Genomic DNA, 13,449 nt, shown 5'->3' with positions numbered 1-13,449 from the left:
GCCTCAGGATCGCGCCGTCATCCCCTTGAGGTTCCCCCATGAAGTTCTCCTCGATTCTCTTGTTGTCCCTTGGCTTGGTCAGTGGCATTGCTTCTGCTGGCGGCACCACCGAAGCAGGTGTGGGCGGCGCATTGGGCGGGGTTCTTGGCTCGGTCGTCGGTCAGTCGTTAGGCGGCAATACAGGTTCCACCATCGGCGCGGCCCTGGGCGGCGCGGGTGGTAGCGCAGTTGGCGCAAACAAACACAGCCGTGGCGAAGCCGCTATCGGCGGCGCACTGGGCGCAGCAGGCGGTAACGTGGTCGGCCGCAGCATGGGCGGCACCACCGGCAGCCTGATCGGCTCCGCAGCAGGCGGCGGCGCTGGTGGCGCGCTGGGTAACTACATGGGCAACAAATACGATGATGAGGGCGACAACGATAATCGCTCTTATCGTGGTGATCGTGGCTACTACCGTGACGGTCACCACGATCGTGGCCACCACTATGGTCATCGCAAGCACCACAAGTACTACCGCGACCGCGATTGAGACTTCAGTCGCCTCGCTAGCCGGTACGTCAAAAAATCGCAGCCCTCGGGCTGCGATTTTTTTTGCCCGGTCTAAACCACCAAACGCTCCAGCGCCCCACGCAATCCGGCCGGAATCGACACAGGCTGATTCGACAGGCGATCTACAAACACATGCACGAAGCGCCCCGCCGCGCAGGCTTCCTCTTCCCCTTGCTTGAACACGGCCAGTTCATATTGCACCGAACTGTTGCCCAACTTGCCGACTCGCAGGCCGATCTCGATCCGGTCCGGAAACGCGATGGAAGCAAAGTAGTCGCAAGCCGAACTTACGACAAAACCCACCACCTCGCCGTCATGGATATCCAGGCCGCCGACTTCGATCAGGTAAGTGTTCACCGCCGTGTCGAAGAAGCTGTAGTAGGTGACGTTGTTGACATGACCGTAGGCGTCATTGTCGTGCCAGCGGGTGGTGATGGGCTGGAAGTGTGGGTAGTCGGTGCGTTGGCTCATGGGAGGCTCTCGTCTTGAAAGATCGTTCCCACGCTCTGCGTGGGAATCCAGCCCGTGACGCTTGGCGTCACAGTGGACGCAGAGCGTCCAAGGAGGCGTTCCCATGCAAAGCATGGGAACGATCACCGGTATTGAAGTCTACCGATCCGCGAATCCTTTACCCACCGCCGCCAACTCGCCAATCAGCCGTGCTGGCTGCCAGTGATCGCCTTGCCGGGTTTCCAATGCCATCAAGCGTTGGTGGATGTCCGCCAATCCTTGCTGATCCGCCCAGGCCATCGGCCCGCCCTTGTCCGCCGGGAAACCATAGCCGTTGAGGTACACCAGATCGATGTCGTGTGCCGACCCGGCAATGCCTTCCTCAAGGATCTTCGCGCCTTCGTTGACCAGTGCCAGCAAGCAACGCTCCAGAACCTCTTCAGGGCTGATTTCGCGGCGCTGGAAGCCCAAGCCTTCGCTGACCTTCAAGACCAGCGCATCAACCTCGACATCGTGCTCAGCCTGACGACTGCCCGGTTCGTAGTGGTAATAGCCGTTGCCACTTTTCTGACCGAAACGCCCGAGTTCACACAGCCGGTTATCCACTTGAACCTCTGGCGCATCCTGCCCGGTGCCGGCCAATTCCCGCGCACGCCACCCCAGGTCGACCCCGACCACGTCGTACATGCGGAACGGTCCCATGGCAAAACCGAAACCTTGCAGCGCCGCATCCACCTGGTAGGGATAGGCCCCCTCCAGCAGCATCTTGCGCGCTTCGAGCACGTAGGTATTGAGCATGCGGTTGCCAATGAATCCGTCACAATTGCCCGCCACCACGCTGACCTTGCCCATGCGCTTGCCCAGCACCAGCGCGGCATCGAGTACCGCCGGCGCAGTCTGGGCGCCACGGACGATTTCCAGCAGTTTCATGATGTGCGCCGGGCTGAAGAAGTGCAGCCCCAGGACCTGTTGCGGACGGCGAGTGGCGGCGGCGATGGCGTCGATGTCCAGCGCCGACGTGTTGCTGGCCAGAATCGCTTCGGGTTTCAGCAGGCCGTCCAGTTCGCGGAATATTTTCTGTTTCAGTTCGAGGTTTTCATACACCGCTTCGATGACCAGATCGACGTCGCGGATCGAAAAGTAGTCTGGCGCAGCAGTCACTCGCGCAATGCGGGCGTCAGCCTCGGCCTGATCGATGCGCCCTTGGCGCACATTGTGAGCGTTGGTTTCGGCTACCGTGGCCAACGCCTGTTCAAGCATCTGCGGATTGTTATCCACCCACTGCACCGGCACCCCGGCATTGGCCAGACACATGACAATGCCACGGCCCATGGTGCCTGCACCGATAACGGCGGCACGCTGAATATTGAATGGCGTCTGGCTCATGATTTGCTCTCTTGTTGGCGATCCAAAGACAGCCCTCACCATAGTCAGACGCCCTGCATTTTTGAAATTTATTCCTGTGATGAGCAACATTCAGCGGATGGATCTACCCCGGGAGATGCGCCTCGGCCCACTCCCGCACGTCGGCATAGGGATAATTCTCCAGCGCCGCGAACCCCGCAATTGCCCGCACCTTGAGCTTGGTAAACAGCGGTACGCTGATGCCGCACAGAAACCGCGTGACGCGCTCGGCCGACGGTGCATTGCCGGTGTGCTGCTCGTGCCTGTGGATAAAATCACCGCACAGTGCTTCGAAACTTTTATCCACAAGTGCCGGCAACTCCGGCGGTGCTGGCAGCCGGGCTACTTGCCCGTGACAGACCGAACAATGCCCGCACTGCCGAGGCGCGTTTTCATCACCGAAATACTCGGCCAGGCGATAACCCAGGCACTGGTCAGTGGCAAACAGATCAAGCATGGCGTGAATCCGAGCGATCTCGGTTCGCTCGTGTTGAGTGAAGTAGGCATGTAACTCGACACTCAAGGCCTGAGAATCAACTTCCGATTGCAGCAGGCTGTAGACCTCGGTCATCTGCTTGCTTTCGAGTTCGACCCAACCCTTTTCCTGGAAGTAATCCAGTGCCTTGACCACCCGATTGCGCTCGGCCTGGTGCTGCTCGTACAGCGCATCGAAATTCACCGTCGCCCAAGTCCGTGCGCGACTGGAGGTCTGGATGATTGCCGCGACAAAGTCCCTTCGCTCACCCTCAAAACGGGCTAACAGGGCCTCGGGTTCCTGCAAGTATTTGAAGCGGTATTCGGCGTAATAGGCGTAACGCGGGGCAATCAATCCGCGCAGTTCCAGTTGCACCAGCAAGGTCTTGAGCGGTAATTGCCGGATGTTGCTCTGGTCCGCCAGAGGGCCGATTAAAAACTCCCATTGACCTTCGGGGGCGGACGCTTGCAACTCGTCGAGTACGCAGCGAATGCCGTCCAGTTCCGGCGTATCGCCGTAGACGAAGTTTTCCAGCACGTTGAGGCTGTCGCGGTTGGCTAGCACCAGACAATCGGACGGCTGCCCGTCACGTCCGGCACGGCCGATTTCCTGGCTGTAGTTTTCGATGGATTTGGGCAGGTCGAAATGCACCACATTGCGGATGTCACTCTTGTCGATGCCCATGCCAAACGCGATGGTGGCGACGATGCAATTGGACTGCCCGCCCATGAAGCGCTTTTGAATGGCTTCGCGTTGTTCGTGGGGCAAACCGGCGTGATACGCCTCGGCCTGAATGCCGTTGCGGCTCAAATGTTCAGCAATATGCTCAGCGGTTTTTTGCAGGGTGACGTAGACGATGCTTGGCTGATTGGGGCGCTCGTTCATCCATTCGACCAGCCGTCGGCGTTTGTCCTGACCACGCACGGGCTCTACCAATAAGTTGAGGTTGGGTCGATAGAAACCCGTGGTCACTACGTCTTGCGGTGCGATGGCAAACTTGGCCTCCATGTCGGCGATGACCTTGGGCGTCGCGGTCGCGGTCAGCAGCAGCGCCTGTGGAATATTGAACTGGCGCTGGTAGTCCGGGAGCTTGAGGTAGTCGGGGCGGAAGTTGTGGCCCCACTCGGAAATACAATGCGCCTCGTCCACCACCAGTAGCGAGATAGGCACTTGCTGCAAAAAGTTACGGAAGCGCTCGTTCTTCAGCCGCTCCACTGAAATCATCAAGATCTTCAGCTCGCCAGACTTGGCCCGCGCCATCACATCACTGGCGTCATCACGGCTCTGCGCCGAATCGATGCTGCCCGCCGCAATACCGTGGCGTTGCAGGAACGCCAGTTGATCCTGCATCAGCGCCAGCAATGGCGAGACCACCAGCGTCAGGTGTGGCAGCAGCACGGCGGGTAATTGGTAGCAAAGGGATTTGCCCGAACCTGTCGGGAAAATCGCCGCCGCCGAGCGCCCGGCCAAGACCGCGCTGACTGCCGCCTCCTGGCCAGGACGAAACTGTGGATAACCGAAAACCTGTTCCAGGGTGTTGTGCATAAGCTGTCACTCCGTTGACCGCTGCGAAGCCCAAAGCCTAGCCGGCAAACGCAGCGAGTCGAGAAAAGGTCGGGGGCCAAAACGATACGGGATGATACAGCTTCAAAGGGTCACCAGTAGGCGAAGGGGCTAAGGCATCGCATGCCTGACTCGCTTTAAGCGAAACGCAGGCGTTTTCGAATCGTCCTACGGATTCTGGCGCGCGCGTAGGCAAAAGACGACATCGACGGTAAACCCCCTACAAAACCTGTCCATTTGCGCGGTATTGCGACCCCCTGATGCGCGCCCCTATAGTTTGCCGCGCCGCTGAAAACAGGACGGACCTCATGCAAGACCGCTATCGCCCACTCAAATCCAGCTACAGCGAAACACCGGTGCTGGTCATCGACACCGACGCAGATCCTCACGAAATTCTCGACGCCGCCCGACAACGCATCCGCGCCGCCACCGGCCTGCTCGAAACCCTCTATTGCCTATGCTTCAAACACGCCGATACAGCCGACATCCCCAACATCGTCAACGCGTTGTACCTGCTGACTCAGGACGGCAACGAACTGTTGGACATCGCCCACCAGCGCCTACCGAGAATTAGCGCTGGTTGATGCCCGGATGAAAATCCCTGTAGGAGCCGGGCTTGCCCGCAATGGACGATAACGCGGAAGGCCTGATGGCTCTAAACGATAGATATTTCGGCTGGGGATAAGTCTGTAGGCAGCGCCCTATCAAAGCTTCATCCCGGTCCTACAACGACAGATCCCTTGTCGCCTTTCGCTGCCTGGCGGCTCACACCTATAGTCGTGACCGTCGCTGCCAAATCAGCGGCTCGGGCTTGGTCACCCGACAAAGAGAGTTCACATTTCCAATTAAATACAGGTGTTCATCAGTGACAACGTTAAATCCTCTTTTTGATCGCTACCGCCCGCTGCAAACCAATCTCACCGACTCCCCGCCCCTGATCATCGACACACAGGCCAACCCCCAGGACATCCTCGAAGCTGCCATGCAGCGCATCCGAGCCTCCAGTGATCTCCTCAAAACCCTGCACTGCATCTGCTTCAAACACGGCGACGTCGAAGACATCCCGCACATCACTCACGCGCTCTACCTGCTGACTCAGGACGGTTGCGACCTGATGCAAGTCGCCCAACAACGCATGATGGGCTGGAAAGCACCAACCTAAGACACCCTTTTCACCGGGAAGCCAACTTCACTGTGAGCTGGCTGCCCACGAAAAAGGATACTAATTCCTACATCCCTAATGGAGGCAAAAGATTGCAAACTATTATTGATTGCGTAGCATGTGAGCCACTGATCAGCCACGGGCTCCTTTTTATGACAACCGAAACGATTCATCACAGCACGCTTGTCAAACTGGTTGAAAACGGCGCCGTTAACGCCGCTCACATCTCAGCCAAACAGGGTGGGTGGGCGGTACAGATTGAACATGGATCACAAGCACATTCCCTGGCAGCGCAACGCAGCCAACAAATTCGCCTATTTAAAAAACTTGAAACGCTAGTGATTTATTTGCAAGGAATAGGCATCAATCATTTCGATGTCGATGCTTCGGGCTATGACCCCCTACAAGTAAAAACCTATTCGCGCCCGGACCGTTCCGACGCAATGAAGCAAGCTCATGAAGCCGCTGCTTATGAGGAGTGGTTCAGGAAGCAGGTTCAGGCCAGCATTGATGATCCCCGACCAAGCGTGAGTGACGAAGAGGCACGCCGAATCTTTGCTGCAAAACGTGATGCCATACGTCGACGGACGTGCTAATGCGGGTTGTTTGGCGCCCCTCGGCGCTGACTGACCGGGACAACATCATGAATTACATTTGCCAGGACAACCCTTACGCGGCAATTGCTTTAGACGAAGTCTTCGAATTCAAAGCAGAGCAAGCACGCCAGCAACCAAAGCTATATAAAAAGGGCAGAATCCATGGCACTCATGAAATAGTCGCCACACCAAATTACGTTATGGTCTATGCGGTCTTGCCACAAACGGTAGAAGCAATACGGGTACTGCATGCTAGACAACAATGGCCGTGATTAGGCCCACCACCAGGTTTCGAATGTTACAAAAGCTCTCCGACGCCGACCCAACCGCTCGTTATTTGAAAGAAGGCACTGAGCGTATCAACGCCACTTTTCTCCAACTGGAGGCCATCATGAACCTCGCCCCCAACTTCCCCGACGACCACACCATGCACCTGCTCATGCAGTTGTTGCACGAGGAACTCGGCCTGCCTGAACGCAAATCCATCAGCCTCACCACCTCGATCAACTTCGACCTGAGTTGTGACGGCACCGATGCGCGGCACTTGATGGAAGCGCTGGAAGAGCAGTTTGGGATCGACTTGATAGATTACGACGCCTATCGCTACTTTCAGCCGGAAGGGTTTGATGTGTTCCTCAAGCGCCGAGCCAAAGGTCGCGGTGACAAAGTCCCACTGACCATTGGCATGCTGTACAAAGCAATCAAAGCTCAACGGTGGGATACGCTCGAATTGGAAGGCTCCAAATCGAACGCATAAGTGCCATTATCCTGGTCGTTTTACGCAGTTTCAGCTGGAATATTGGCAGTTTCGTGAATCTGACGAGCTGAATAGCGCCCACAAAAAAGCCGCCCCGAAGGGCGGCTTTTTCATTCGCCAGAACCAGTCTTACAACTTCGGCCCGGCAGCCTTGATCGCATCGCTCACTTCGAACTTCTTGAAGTTCTCAACAAACAGACCCGCCAGTGCTTTGGCAGCTTCATCGTAAGCAGCCTTTTCAGCCCAGGTGTTACGTGGGTTCAACAGGCCAGTCTCAACGCCCGGCACGGCCAATGGCACGTCGAGGTTGATAGTGTCGAGGTGTTCGGTTTCAGCACCGATCAACGCGCCGCTCTGGATCGCTGCGATCACCGCACGAGTGGTCGGGATGTTGAAGCGTTTGCCGACGCCGTAGCCACCGCCGGTCCAGCCGGTGTTGACCAGGTAAACCTTGGAGCCGAAGCCGCGGATGCGCTTGATCAGCAGTTCTGCGTATTCGCCAGCCGGACGCGGGAAGAACGGTGCGCCGAAGCAGGTGGAGAAGGTCGACTTGATGCCGCTGCCCGAACCCATTTCAGTCGAGCCCACCAGAGCGGTGTAGCCGGACAGGAAGTGGTAGGCCGCTTGTTCTTCGCTGAGGATCGACACTGGCGGCAGCACGCCGGTCAGGTCGCAGGTCAGGAAGATTACAGCGTTTGGCTCGCCACCGAGGTTCTTCTCGGAACGCTTGGCAACGTGCTCCAGCGGATAGGCCGCGCGGCTGTTCTGGGTCAGGCTGACGTCGGCATAGTCGGCGTGCTTCGCGTCATCGATAACGACGTTTTCCAGGACTGCGCCGTGCTTGATGGCTTTCCAGATGACCGGCTCGTTCTTCTCGGACAGGTCGATGCACTTGGCATAGCAACCGCCTTCGATGTTGAACACTACGCCCTCGCCCCAACCGTGTTCGTCGTCACCGATCAGGTAACGGCTTTCGTCGGCGGACAGGGTGGTTTTACCGGTGCCGGACAAACCGAAGAACAGGGTCACGTCGCCTTCTTCGCCGATGTTGGCAGCACAGTGCATTGGCAGCACGTCGGCGGCCGGCAGCAGGAAGTTCTGCACCGAGAACATGGCTTTCTTCATTTCACCGGCGTAGCGCATGCCAGCGATCAACACTTTTTTCTGTGCGAAGTTGAGGATCACGCAACCATCGGAGTTGGTGCCGTCACGCTCTGGATCGCATTCGAAGTTGGCAACGTTCAGAACCTGCCACTCTTCACGACCAGCCGGGTTGTACTGGGCCGGGTTGATGAACAGGCAACGACCGAACAGGTTCTGCCAGGCAGTCTGGGTGGTCATTTTCACGGCCAGGTAGTGATCGGCAGCCGCACCTACATGAACGTGGGAAACGAAATGCTCTTGTGCATTGTTGAACGCCTCAACGCGGTCCCACAGGGCATCGAACTTGTCGGCCGGGAACTTGCGGTTGATCGGGCCCCAGGCGATGGCAGCCTGAGTGGTTGGCTCTTCAACAATGAAACGGTCGACTGGCGAGCGGCCGGTACGGTGACCGGTGCGAACAACCAGCGCGCCGGTATCGGCAAGCTCGCCTTCACCGCGATTCAGGGCTTCTTTAACCAGATCATCAACACTCAGATCGGTGTACACGGCGTTATTGGCTTGCGTCATGAGGTTCCCCGTCGGCCAGTGGCCGAGTGCTCCAAACGTTTTTGTAGTAGAAAGTCGTGCACTACTACCGCGAAAAAAGTGGGCCGGATTATGCCAGAAAAGCCCAAAAAGAGTAGGCCCCTCCTGTCGTAACGGCGTTATTCCGGCACTTACCAGTGAATTTACCTGCGCTGAACCGTTTTAGTGACGGGTATCTGACGGCGTCTCGACCCCTGCGCCCGCGAACAATTGAGTGACGTCAGCGGCATCGAACAGGTAGCGCTGGTTGCAGAATTGGCAGTCGATTTCGATGTTGCCACCGTGTTCAACCACCAGATTTTGCGCATCGTCCATCCCCAGACTGACCAGGGCATTAGCCGAACGTTCGCGCGAGCAGCTGCAACGGAAGCGCAGTTTCTGCACGTCGAAGAGGCGCACTTGCTCTTCGTGGTAGAGGCGATGGAGCACGGTTTCGTTGTCCAGGCTCAGCAATTCATCGGCGGTCAGGGTGGTGGCCAGCGCAGTGAGGTGCTGCCAGTTGGCGGCGCGTTCTTCTTCGTCTTTCAAGCGATCGGCAGGCAGTTGTTGCAGCAGCAGGCCACGGGCGCGGCGGCCATCGGCGTACAGCCAGAAACGAGTGCCGACCTGTTGGGACATGACGAAATAGTTGGTGAAGCACTCGGACAGGGTCTCGCCGTCGAGGTCGACGATGCCCTGGTAACGCTGACCCTGGGTCGGGTCGACTGTCAGCGCCAACACGCCGTTAGGCATCAAATCGGCGAGTGTCGCATCGGGGGCAATCTGATCGGCCTCGTAACGGGCCAGGCCGCGGATATCGCGCTCGCTGGAGCACTCGATCATCAGCAGCGGGATCGGGCCATCGGAACGGGCCTGGAGAATCAGCAAGCCATCGAACTTCAGCGCGCCGACCAGCAGCGATGCAGCCGCCATCAGTTCGCCGAGCAATTGTGCGACCGGTTCCGGATAGGCGTGTTTGGCCAGGACTTCGGCGTAGCTGAGCTCCAACGAGACCAGCTCGCCACGGGTGTCGCTGTCATCGAAGATGAAGCGTTGGGTGAAGTCGTTATCCGGTAGGTCGGTCATAAGTCTGGGTATCTGAATTGATCAAAATGAAGTTTCAACGCCTCTGACGCCATAGGCCCTCTTTATGGCCCATGGGGTCGGATGCGGTAGTGATTTTCGACGAGTGGCTATTTATCAGCTCGTAGTACCGTCAGGGAATGACCCGATATGGTTACTCATCCCGCCAATTGCAAGTCCGCCCCGGTCAAAGGGCCGGATTTCAGGCTAGTCGCCGCTGCTACTGCCACGAAACTTGAACAAATCCCGTCGCTGTTTCTTGCTCGGTTTGCCATCGGTGCTCACACCCAGCGCGCCAGCCTTACGCTGGGCGGCGGCGTTTTCGCGCTTGGCGATGCTGACTTCGGTTTCGGCATACAGCGTCTGGGCCTCCGGCGCGCCCCGACGAACGATCGACAGCGCCTGAACCACCACCGTGCGCTCGTCGAAACCGGCTCGAATCACAAACTCATCGCCGACTCTCGGTTCCTTGCCTGGCTTGCAACGCTCGCCCCGGCAATGCACCTTGCCGCTTTCAATGGCAGCCTTGGCCAAGGCACGGGTTTTGTAAAAACGCGCGGCCCACAACCATTTATCGAGACGGACTTTATCGTCCTCTTCGTTTTTTTGTGCCATGGGATTTCCTCATTCTGAAATATTGCTGAACTGTACTACCGTTTCAGTCGTACCAAGAATTCCACCGGCTCGGATTACAATGCACGCATTCCAGAACCTCTCGCAGGGGCTGGAAATCCGGGCCGTAGATATCTGTCGCCTTTTAACCATTATTCTGCGTGAATACCGCGAATTCGGCCGCTTGCCGGGCCGTGCGGTTTCTACCGGTTGAGCACTTTGAAGACATTTGACCATTTGACCGTTGTCGGTCTGCGCGAGTGGGTGGCGCTCCCGGATTTGGGAGTCGCGGGCCTGCGGGCAAAAATCGACACCGGTGCCAGTACCTCCAGCCTGCATGCCACCGACATCGAGCCGTTCGAGCGCGATGGCGAGCAGTGGGTTCGCTTCACCGCGCACTTGGGCACGGTGGTGCAGTTGCGCCATCGACGCTGCGAAGCGCCACTGGTGACGATGAAAACCATTAAAAGCTCCAACGGTCACGCGCAGAAGCGATACGTGGTCAGCACCACCCTGGCCCTCGGTGATCGGGTCTGGCGGGTCGAGTTCACGCTCGCCTGCCGCAAATCCATGCGTTATCGCCTGTTGCTCGGTTCCAAAGCCCTGATTCACGGCCAGCTGGTGGTCAATCCGGGCATCAAGTACGTACAAGACAAGCCGGTGTTCCCGGTATCTACCTCCTCCACAGGTGTTGCATGAAGATCGCTGTGCTGTCGCGGAACCCGCGTCTGTATTCCACTCGTCGTCTGGTTGAAGCCGGTACCGAGCGTGGCCATGAAATGGTGGTGATCGACACCCTGCGCGCCTACATGAACATTGCCAGCCACAAGCCGCAGATCCACTACCGCGGCAAGCCGCTGGAAGGGTTCGACGCGGTGATCCCCCGGATCGGTGCGTCGGTCACGTTTTATGGCTGCGCGGTGTTGCGCCAGTTTGAAATGATGGGCGTGTTTCCGCTCAATGAATCGGTGGCCATTGCCCGTTCGCGGGACAAGCTGCGTTCGTTGCAATTGCTGTCACGTCGCGGCATCGGCCTGCCGGTGACCGGGTTCGCTCACTCGCCGGATGACATTCCCGACCTGATCGACATGGTCAACGGCGCCCCGCTCGTGATCAAGGTGCTGGAAGGGACCCAAGGCATTGGTGTGGTGTTGTGTGAAACGGCGACGGCGGCGGAGTCGGTGATTGAAGCGTTCATGGGCCTGAAGCAGAACATCATGGTTCAGGAATACATCAAGGAAGCCGGCGGGGCCGACATTCGTTGCTTCGTGGTCGGCGACAAGGTGATCGCAGCAATGAAGCGTCAGGCCAAGCCCGGGGAGTTCCGCTCCAACCTGCATCGAGGTGGCAGCGCCAGCCTGATCAAGATCACACCCGAAGAACGCATGACCGCGTTGCGTGCAGCGAAGGTGATGGGCCTGGCGGTGGCGGGCGTGGACATCCTGCGCTCCAATCACGGGCCGCTGGTGATGGAAGTCAATTCGTCGCCGGGACTGGAAGGGATCGAAACCACCACCGGGAAAAACGTGGCGGGGATCATCATCGAGCATCTGGAAAAGAATGGCGGGCCGAACATGACCCGAACCAAAGGAAAGGGCTGAGGCTGATCGTTCCCACGCTCCGCGTGGGAATGCATCAACGGACGCTCCGCGTTCGGCTTTGAATGGGACGCGGAGCGTCCCAGGCTGCATTCCCACGCGGAGCGTGGGAACGATCAGGTAAAAATACCGGCGCTTAGACAGCATCCCGCGGCAACATCAACCCCAGCGGCAACCGTACCCGAGCTTCCAGCCCGCCACCGGAACGGTTACGCAACTCAACATTCCCACCGTGCATCGAAGCAATCCGCTTCACGATCGCCAGGCCCAGGCCGGTCCCTTTGCCACCCCGGGCACGATCCCCCCGAGTGAATGGATTGAAGATCGCTTCGAGCTCCGACGGATCAATCCCTGCCCCACGGTCCATGACACTCAGCACCACATACGGCGCGGCAGTATCGCCAGACACATAGGCCGCCACCTCAACGCCGCTGCCGGCGTGATGCAAGGCATTGCCGATCAGGTTGTTCAACAGGCGTTTCATCGACACCCGGCGCAATGGAAACGGCTGGATCGGCTCCAGGCGCAAACGCACTCTTTCTTCGTTCTGGTTGTACGGTGCCGCGACTTCGCGCACCAGGTCGCTGAGGTCCACTTCCTCCACCGACTCGTCACGACCATCGCGGATAAACGCCAGGAACTGATCGAGGATTGCGTCCATGTCTTCGATGTCGCGCACCATGTCGTCGGTCAGATCGGTGCGATCACCCATCAGCTCCAGGGACAAGCGCAATCGGGTCAACGGCGTACGCAAGTCATGGGACACACCGGCCAGCATCAGCTCGCGTTCCCGGCCTGCCTGCTCGACGTCCTCCGCCATCTGATTGAAGGCGCGATACACCTCGGTCATTTCGCTGGGCGTGTCGCTGATGGGCAATCGCACGCTGCGCCCCTGGCCGAGTTGCCTTGCGGCATACACCAGACGTTTCAATGGTTGGTTGAGCTGACTGACGAAGATCCATGCCGACGCCGTGGACAACAAGCCAATGGCGAGGAACCAGCCGAGCACGTTCCAGATTTTCTGCCCCCGCAATGGATGCGGATACAGCGGCACTTTCAGCCAGCCATCACCCAGGCTCGGCGCCCGGACCCACAGCGCCGGCGGCGAGTGCATGCGTAACCGGACTTCGGTATCGGCGCCCAGTTCAGCCTGCATCTGCCGCTGGTAGATCTCGCTGTATGGCCAGTGCTGCTCACCCTCAGGCACACCGGCACCCACCACCCGAATCAGGGTGGCGGCATCGGCGATCTTCGCGCGGTTTTCTTCATCGGCGGCCCAATAGGCGCGCAGCGTCAGGGCGACACCGTGGCTGTATTGCCGGTCCACCAGCACGTCTTCGTTCATCAACAGATAAACCAGGGTCAGCGCCTTGGAAAACAGAACGACGATCAGCACCAGCCAAAGGGTGCGGGAGAAGAAACTCTGGGGGAACCAAACGGGGGTTTTCATGGATAACCGCTACACACTTGCAGGAGCGAGCGATGCTCGCATATTGCGGATCGCGAGTCTGCGGACAATGTCGTCCGCAGGACC

General features: G+C 58.4%; 15 protein-coding genes. 8 read left to right on the top strand and 7 right to left on the bottom strand.

Going from position 1 to position 13,449, the window contains the following annotated elements; translation table 11 throughout:
• Positions 1–38 precede the first annotated feature (38 nt).
• On the top strand, positions 39–527 hold the full coding sequence (locus LOY55_RS01175; protein WP_046031293.1) for a glycine zipper domain-containing protein: 489 nt from the start codon (positions 39–41) through the stop codon (positions 525–527).
• Positions 528–598: 71 nt separating this feature from the next.
• Here LOY55_RS01175 and LOY55_RS01170 read toward each other — a convergent pair whose 3' ends face one another.
• The 3 genes from LOY55_RS01170 to LOY55_RS01160 form a co-directional block, all read right to left on the bottom strand.
• Entirely contained in the window at positions 599–1,018 is a 420-nt protein-coding gene (locus tag LOY55_RS01170; protein WP_077432254.1) for a thioesterase family protein, read from the bottom strand.
• Positions 1,019–1,156: 138 nt separating this feature from the next.
• Positions 1,157–2,383: a 3-hydroxyacyl-CoA dehydrogenase gene (locus LOY55_RS01165; RefSeq protein WP_223523139.1), complete on the bottom strand. Its 1,227-nt coding sequence runs from the start codon at positions 2,381–2,383 to the stop codon at positions 1,157–1,159.
• Between the two features lie 103 nt (positions 2,384–2,486).
• Entirely contained in the window at positions 2,487–4,421 is a 1,935-nt protein-coding gene (locus LOY55_RS01160) for an ATP-dependent DNA helicase RecQ (protein WP_223523138.1), read from the bottom strand.
• 326 nt (positions 4,422–4,747) lie between these two features.
• Here LOY55_RS01160 and LOY55_RS01155 point away from each other — a divergent pair, with 326 nt between their 5' ends.
• From LOY55_RS01155 to LOY55_RS01135, 5 genes are all read left to right on the top strand, one after another.
• Positions 4,748–5,023: a hypothetical protein gene (locus tag LOY55_RS01155; protein ID WP_109785302.1), complete on the top strand. Its 276-nt coding sequence runs from the start codon at positions 4,748–4,750 to the stop codon at positions 5,021–5,023.
• 281 nt (positions 5,024–5,304) lie between these two features.
• The gene (locus LOY55_RS01150; RefSeq protein ID WP_109785301.1) at positions 5,305–5,601 is read left to right on the top strand and encodes a hypothetical protein; all 297 of its coding nucleotides are present in this window, start codon (positions 5,305–5,307) and stop codon (positions 5,599–5,601) included.
• A 92-nt stretch (positions 5,602–5,693) separates the two neighbouring features.
• Complete coding sequence (locus tag LOY55_RS01145; RefSeq protein WP_309475394.1) at positions 5,694–6,197, top strand: hypothetical protein; 504 nt, start codon at positions 5,694–5,696, stop codon at positions 6,195–6,197.
• Positions 6,197–6,469, top strand: coding sequence for a type II toxin-antitoxin system RelE/ParE family toxin (locus LOY55_RS01140; RefSeq protein WP_223523137.1), 273 nt, complete (start codon positions 6,197–6,199; stop codon positions 6,467–6,469). The genes LOY55_RS01145 and LOY55_RS01140 overlap by 1 nt, the downstream gene beginning before the upstream one ends.
• Positions 6,470–6,588: 119 nt before the next feature.
• Positions 6,589–6,954 (top strand): DUF1493 family protein, encoded by a 366-nt coding sequence (locus LOY55_RS01135; protein WP_109785523.1) that lies wholly within the window; start codon positions 6,589–6,591, stop codon positions 6,952–6,954.
• Positions 6,955–7,083: 129 nt separating this feature from the next.
• On the opposite strand, the gene LOY55_RS01130 is transcribed toward LOY55_RS01135, so the two are convergent.
• The 3 genes from LOY55_RS01130 to LOY55_RS01120 all read right to left on the bottom strand — a co-directional run bounded on the left by LOY55_RS01130 (position 7,084) and on the right by LOY55_RS01120 (position 10,320).
• Positions 7,084–8,625, bottom strand: a complete 1,542-nt coding sequence (locus LOY55_RS01130; RefSeq protein ID WP_046031304.1) for a phosphoenolpyruvate carboxykinase — start codon at positions 8,623–8,625, stop codon at positions 7,084–7,086.
• A 180-nt stretch (positions 8,626–8,805) separates the two neighbouring features.
• On the bottom strand, positions 8,806–9,708 hold the full coding sequence (hslO, locus tag LOY55_RS01125; protein WP_046031305.1) for an Hsp33 family molecular chaperone HslO: 903 nt from the start codon (positions 9,706–9,708) through the stop codon (positions 8,806–8,808).
• A gap of 204 nt (positions 9,709–9,912) precedes the next feature.
• Positions 9,913–10,320 carry an RNA-binding S4 domain-containing protein gene (locus LOY55_RS01120; protein WP_258667484.1) on the bottom strand — a complete coding sequence of 136 codons (408 nt, stop codon included), beginning with the start codon at positions 10,318–10,320 and terminating at the stop codon, positions 9,913–9,915.
• A gap of 234 nt (positions 10,321–10,554) precedes the next feature.
• On the opposite strand from LOY55_RS01120, the gene LOY55_RS01115 reads away from it, so the two are divergent.
• Entirely contained in the window at positions 10,555–11,016 is a 462-nt protein-coding gene (locus tag LOY55_RS01115) for an ATP-dependent zinc protease (protein ID WP_175649051.1), read from the top strand.
• A complete protein-coding gene (rimK, locus tag LOY55_RS01110; protein WP_007949201.1) occupies positions 11,013–11,918 on the top strand; it encodes a 30S ribosomal protein S6--L-glutamate ligase in 906 nt (301 codons plus the stop codon). The genes LOY55_RS01115 and rimK overlap by 4 nt, the downstream gene beginning before the upstream one ends.
• Positions 11,919–12,051: 133 nt before the next feature.
• Here rimK and LOY55_RS01105 read toward each other — a convergent pair whose 3' ends face one another.
• Positions 12,052–13,365, bottom strand: a complete 1,314-nt coding sequence (locus LOY55_RS01105; RefSeq protein WP_046031307.1) for an ATP-binding protein — start codon at positions 13,363–13,365, stop codon at positions 12,052–12,054.
• Positions 13,366–13,449: the final 84 nt, after the last annotated feature.

Origin of the sequence: Pseudomonas sp. B21-040, assembly GCF_024748695.1 — a bacterium.
Classification (GTDB): domain Bacteria; phylum Pseudomonadota; class Gammaproteobacteria; order Pseudomonadales; family Pseudomonadaceae; genus Aquipseudomonas.
The sequence above is the reverse complement of the archived record's forward strand: the minus strand, read 5'-3'. Positions and strand labels throughout refer to the sequence as shown.